Origin of the sequence: Microcoleus sp. B6-A1 (assembly GCF_036705085.1) — a bacterium.
Taxonomy (GTDB): Bacteria; Cyanobacteriota; Cyanobacteriia; order Cyanobacteriales; family Microcoleaceae; genus Microcoleus.
This window is the reverse complement of the sequence record NZ_JAUBTU010000170.1, coordinates 1-4123: the sequence shown is the minus strand read 5'-3', so window position 1 is coordinate 4123 and position 4123 is coordinate 1. Positions and strand designations below refer to the sequence as shown.

The 4123-nt window shown below is 43.1% G+C and carries 7 protein-coding genes and 1 pseudogene; 7 read left to right on the top strand and 1 reads right to left on the bottom strand.

Annotated elements, in window-relative coordinates; translation table 11 throughout:
• Nucleotides 1–161: 161 nt before the first annotated feature.
• Genes QUB11_RS30835 through QUB11_RS30820 form a run of 4 tightly spaced genes read left to right on the top strand, consistent with a single transcriptional unit; the run spans nucleotide 162 to nucleotide 1751 of the window.
• Nucleotides 162–923 carry a hypothetical protein gene (locus tag QUB11_RS30835; protein WP_333207477.1) on the top strand — a complete coding sequence of 254 codons (762 nt, stop codon included), beginning with the start codon at nucleotides 162–164 and terminating at the stop codon, nucleotides 921–923.
• A 27-nt stretch (nucleotides 924–950) separates the two neighbouring features.
• On the top strand, nucleotides 951–1271 hold the full coding sequence (locus QUB11_RS30830) for a XisI protein (protein WP_333207478.1): 321 nt from the start codon (nucleotides 951–953) through the stop codon (nucleotides 1269–1271).
• Nucleotides 1192–1359 carry a type II toxin-antitoxin system HigB family toxin gene (locus QUB11_RS30825; RefSeq protein WP_333207479.1) on the top strand — a complete coding sequence of 56 codons (168 nt, stop codon included), beginning with the start codon at nucleotides 1192–1194 and terminating at the stop codon, nucleotides 1357–1359. The genes QUB11_RS30830 and QUB11_RS30825 overlap by 80 nt, the downstream gene beginning before the upstream one ends.
• Before the next feature lie 14 nt (nucleotides 1360–1373).
• On the top strand, nucleotides 1374–1751 hold the full coding sequence (locus QUB11_RS30820) for a transcriptional regulator (protein ID WP_333207481.1): 378 nt from the start codon (nucleotides 1374–1376) through the stop codon (nucleotides 1749–1751).
• An 87-nt stretch (nucleotides 1752–1838) separates the two neighbouring features.
• Here the strand turns inward: QUB11_RS30820 and QUB11_RS30815 are convergent, their stop codons facing one another.
• On the bottom strand, nucleotides 1839–2333 hold the full coding sequence (locus QUB11_RS30815; protein ID WP_333207483.1) for a GAF domain-containing protein: 495 nt from the start codon (nucleotides 2331–2333) through the stop codon (nucleotides 1839–1841).
• Nucleotides 2334–2472: 139 nt separating this feature from the next.
• Between QUB11_RS30815 and QUB11_RS30810 the strand changes: the two genes are divergently transcribed.
• The 3 genes and pseudogenes from QUB11_RS30810 to QUB11_RS30800 all read left to right on the top strand — a co-directional run bounded on the left by QUB11_RS30810 (nucleotide 2473) and on the right by QUB11_RS30800 (nucleotide 4099).
• Entirely contained in the window at nucleotides 2473–2685 is a 213-nt protein-coding gene (locus QUB11_RS30810) for a hypothetical protein (RefSeq protein WP_333207484.1), read from the top strand.
• A gap of 38 nt (nucleotides 2686–2723) precedes the next feature.
• A pseudogene (locus QUB11_RS30805) lies at nucleotides 2724–3206 on the top strand (alpha/beta fold hydrolase).
• Nucleotides 3185–4099, top strand: coding sequence for an alpha/beta hydrolase (locus tag QUB11_RS30800; RefSeq protein ID WP_333207485.1), 915 nt, complete (start codon nucleotides 3185–3187; stop codon nucleotides 4097–4099). Before QUB11_RS30805 ends, QUB11_RS30800 begins: the two are co-directional and overlap by 22 nt.
• Nucleotides 4100–4123: the final 24 nt, after the last annotated feature.

Sequence of the window (4123 nt, the reverse complement as noted above, 5' to 3'; positions counted from 1 at the left end):
ATTTTAAATCACCCTAACCTTCCTTCAGTCTTGTCTTATGGTACTCTGGCTGCTTAAAAACTGTCCGGAGTATTGGTATCGGAAAAACAGCTTTAACTCTGAAATTAATCTCAGAAGTTAACACACAATTCGATTATATTATTTATCGCAGTCTTGAGCATTTGCCTAAACTGATCGACCTTAAAGATGAACTTAAACAGTTTTTTTCTCAATCCCACGCAAATCCATTACCAGACATAATAGATTATTTTCGCTCATCTCGTTGTTTAGTAATCCTTGATGACGTGCAGAATATTTTTAAAACTGGTAACTTAGCGGGTCAGTATTTAACAGAATATAAAGATTATTGTAAATTTCTTCAGCAAATTGCTACCTTATCTCATCAGAGTTGTTTAATTTTAATTAGTTGGGAAAAACCTGGAGAAATAGAGACTTTAGAAAAAGAAAACAAATACACAAGAGTATTACAACTTCAAGGATTAGGAGAAGAAGCAAAAGAAATCTTGAGACAAAAAAATTTACAAGATGAGGAAAAATGGGATGAATTAATAACACTATATCAAAGTCATCCGGCTTGGTTAAATATTATTTGTTCAATAATTATAGAATTCTTGAACGGGAGCGTTTCCCTTTTTCTGACAGATGAAAATGAGTTGTTTTTAGGTGACATAGAAACCAATTTAGAATCGCAGTTAGAGCGGTTATCAGAATTAGAAAAAAATGTGATAAACTGGTTAGCCAATCAATATGAACCGATAGATATTTCCCAAAAACCTGCTAATATGGAAGTATCTCAAGCTAAATTTATGCACATTATACAATCTTTAACCAGACGCTGTTTAGTAGAAAAACTTCCCAGAAAAGAGCCAGCCAAATTTCAGCTAAATTCTATTTTTAAAGCACATATTAAGAGTGATTTTTAGGAAAATAAGTTGATAACTGATCTTAAAATGGATAGACTAAACGAATACCGCAAAATTGTTTGTGACTTTCTCGAAGACTTTTCTAAAAATGACGCAAATGCTCAGTTAATATTCGATATTGCCCGCGATCGATACCTCGTTATGCACAACGAATGGCGCGACGAATATCGCATCTATGGGTGTGCCATGCAGCTTGATATCATCGAAAATCAAATCTGGATTCAACACAACAGTACCGAAATCTACATCGATCGAGAACTGATTCAACGTGGCGTGTCTCCTCAAGATATCATTCTTGGGTTTCGCTCACCCAGCATCCGAAAACTCCTTGCCGCAAACTCTTGCTAGAGACAGAGATTATGACATCGGCATTATTTTTATCCGCTTTATTGGCACTCATGCCGAGTATGACAAGGTAGATGCAGAAACAATCTAAACACAAATTGATATATGGAAATACGTCCAATTAGAACCCAAACTGACTATCAGGATGCCCTTCGAGAGGTTGAGTTGCTGTTTAATGCACCTCCTAATAAACCTGACTCCGATCGCCTAGATGTGCTCAGTACCCTAGTAGAAGCTTACGAGAAGGCACACTTTCCGATCGCAATACCCGATCCCATTGCAGCCATTCAATACTACATGGACGCCCGCGGATGGTCGGGTAGCGATTTGGAACAATGTATTGGCAGTCGAGTTAAAGTTTCTCAGATATTATCTCGCAAACTATCCTTGACTTTGGAAATGATTCGGAAGCTGAATCAAGAGTTAGGAATTCCCGCTGAGATTCTCATCCAGCCCTATGAGTCGCTACAAACCTCCGCCTAACAATAGAACACCATATTTTGGTGGGTAATTTTCCATTGCACAGACAAGGCACCCGAACAGTCACAAAGCAGGATTTTGGATGAAAGATTAACTCTCTTGAATTGTGGGAGACATTGCCATATTTTGTGCTTGTTTCTGCATGAATTCAATATCGGACAGCAACCAAGTGCGGGGCCCGCTGCACTGATGAGCAATTAACAGCCCCCACAGTCCTTTGTTCGTTAAAATTGGCACGACTAAATTGGCCCGAACTTTCAGGCTACGCAGAAAATCTCGGTGGCATGGGTTAATTGGTTCTACTTCAATATCTGCAATTGCTTTAACTCTGCCGGCTTCGTACAAAGCAGCGTATTCGTCGTTAAAACATTCATCTGGCCCTGTTGAACCCAAGATAGAGAGTTCGATCGCACTTAACATCTCGTAAGTCACTCGACCTTGCCACTGCTTGTAAAAATGATAAAGCACCGCGCGATCGCTCTGCAAAACTTCTCGAATATCGTAGAGGGATTTTTCAACTAATACATCGCGCTTTAGACGATCTGTCAAGCGGTTAACAATGTTTTGCAGCCGATCGCCCGACATAGTATTAACTCCTTTAATTCCTAGTACACTCGCCAGATATTAATTCTTGAACTTGCACAATCACCACACCTCAAATTGTTGCGCTTTGGGATTTTAGATCGCGCGAAAATGAGTAATTTTTGGCTTAACAGTTGTCTGGATGCCAGCAACATTATACTATTATTTTGACAGAGATAGCAATTTTTTTGGGAAACGGGCGATGGTGTCGGGCCCTCGCCCGTGCTACGGCTTTTTTGGCGCGAAGAACCACCGGCGGGACGCCTGTTCCACAAATGAAGAGAAAAGCAAGAGTTTACAATTGCTGGGAGGATTGCTAGATATGCCTAAAGTTGGTTCCTCTCAAAGAGAGTAATTGCTAAGATTTCTCGAAATCTAGAGGAAGCATCAAATATGTCTGTGCTAGAAGCTGCTTGGAAACACGAATTTATCGCTACGAACGGCATCAAACTGCACTATGTCACTCAATGTTCTGGGCCACAGATGGTGATGCCGCCCGGATTTCCTGAATTTTGGTATTCTTGGCGGCATCAAATCCCAGAATTTGCATCAGATTATAAAGTCGTAGCTGTAGATATCAGGGGTAACAACGACAGCGACCAACCTCACGATCAATCTGCTTAGGTGATGTCATAGTTTGTGCAAGATGTCAAGGGCATTATTCAGGGTTTGGGATACGAAAGTTGCGTCTTAGTTGGTCACGACTGGGGAGGCGCGATCGCCTGGAATTTTGCTTATGCTTATCCCCAAATGGTGGATAAATTAATTGTGATGAATGTACCGCATCCGGCCAAGTTTGCTGAAGGGTTATACATAGGTTTACATAGGTCTTATGGAGCGGGTAGGATAAAAGTATGGCAACAATCGACATCCTAGGGGTTCGGCACGCTTACGATTTGACGGCTCCGACTGCAACTTCCCCGGTTCTGGTATTTGTCCACGGCTGGCTGTTAAGCCGCCACTACTGGCAACCTTTGACCGATCGCTTGGCATCAAACTATCAGTGCCTTACCTACGATTTGCGGGGGTTTGGCGATTCTCAATCGGACTCCGGCGACGATCGCCTATGTTCCGAACCGCTAAATTCCTGCTACACTCCCGCAGCTTACGCTCGCGATTTGGAAATTTTACTCGAAAAACTCGATATATCTTCTGCTTGGCTGGTGGGACACTCTCTGGGCGGTACGATCGCTCTATGGGGAGCCAGCAAATTCTCCGATCGCATTAAAGGCGTGGTCTGCATCAATGCAGGGGGCGGCATCTATCTTAAGGAAGAATTCGAGCGGTTTCGAGCGGTAGGCAAGCAGCTAGTGACAATGCGTCCCGGCTGGCTGCCTCGCTTGCCCTTAGCAGATTACGTGTTTGCCCGCGATTCAGTAGCCCGCTCGATCGGCAGATCCTGGGGACGGCAGCGCTTAAGAGATTTCGTGGGAGCTAATCCAGAGGCAGCTTTGGGGGCTTTATTGGACTCCACCACAGAAGCCCAGATTCACCTCTTGCCACAAATTGTGTCCCAACTCAAGCAGCCTGTTTATTTTATTGCCGGCACTAAAGACAAAATTATGGAACCAAAATACGTGCTGCATTTAGCTAGCTTTCACTGGATGTTCCAAGGTTGTGGCGAGAATGTCCTTCAGCTTCCCGATTGTGGCCATTTGGCAATGGTGGAACAGGCGGATGCAGTGGCTAGTTATATGCAAAATATTCTGAAAGAACTTGACATCCACCCCGACCGTCGCGGACGGGGATTCCCAAACCTCACGATTTGAATTTCTGCTTCTTCGCAACTGCCT

Coding starts and splice junctions, on each gene's coding strand:
- QUB11_RS30830 (WP_333207478.1), top strand. CDS start 951: ATGGATAGACTAAACGAATACCGCAAAATTGTTTGTGACTTTCTCGAA.
- QUB11_RS30820 (WP_333207481.1), top strand. CDS start 1,374: ATGGAAATACGTCCAATTAGAACCCAAACTGACTATCAGGATGCCCTT.
- QUB11_RS30815 (WP_333207483.1), bottom strand. CDS start 2,333: ATGTCGGGCGATCGGCTGCAAAACATTGTTAACCGCTTGACAGATCGT.
- QUB11_RS30810 (WP_333207484.1), top strand. CDS start 2,473: ATGCCAGCAACATTATACTATTATTTTGACAGAGATAGCAATTTTTTT.
- QUB11_RS30800 (WP_333207485.1), top strand. CDS start 3,185: ATGGCAACAATCGACATCCTAGGGGTTCGGCACGCTTACGATTTGACG.